Consider the following 602-nt stretch of genomic DNA (forward strand, 5'->3'; position numbering starts at 1 on the left):
AAAAAAAATCTTCATTTAAATCAGTTAAAAGCATAATAAAGAAAAATAAATAAGCTAATAAACTTAATACACCAGCGGCTATTGCTGAATACTTTAACCGAAGCAAAGTCGGTGTATCCACTGCGTGAGGAAAGTATAAAGCGTGGATTTTCGGGATTCTGACCGCATACGATTGATACTGGTTATCATCATCGCTTTTATCCACGACCATTTCAACATAATCGCCATTTTTAAAACTAATATGGGTTAATTTGCCTTCGACAAATTTACGCCCGACATAGCAACTAAATTTTTTACCTTCTAAGGTAATACTGCCCACTGACAGCGTAGTCAATAACGCAGCCGCTACGCCAAACGCCCCAGTAATCAGCGATCCTATCATGGCGATTAAGCCGACATTATTCGAGCCAATCTCTTTTGAGTCATCAATAATTTGTAGCTGGCTGACTGTGCCTTTTAACAGGCTATATCGTTTAGCCATACTGTTACTGTTCAGTATGATTTAATTTGGGTGGTTGATTATCCATATCTGGCGTAAAACCCCGCTCATCAATCACCTCGACCCAATCCGGTATAATGGGCGTTCGGCAGTAATAAGTGGC

The 602-nt window shown here is 39.7% G+C and carries 1 protein-coding gene; it reads right to left on the reverse strand.

What is annotated here, in order from left to right; all coding sequences use genetic code 11:
- A partial coding sequence (locus J3U13_RS11360; RefSeq protein ID WP_267342172.1) for a hypothetical protein occupies nucleotides 1-481 on the reverse strand: 481 nt, incomplete at its 3' end.
- Between the last annotated feature and the right edge of the window lie 121 nt (nucleotides 482-602).

Source organism: Gilliamella sp. B2887 (genome assembly GCF_026537015.1).
Classification (GTDB): domain Bacteria; phylum Pseudomonadota; class Gammaproteobacteria; order Enterobacterales; family Orbaceae; genus Gilliamella.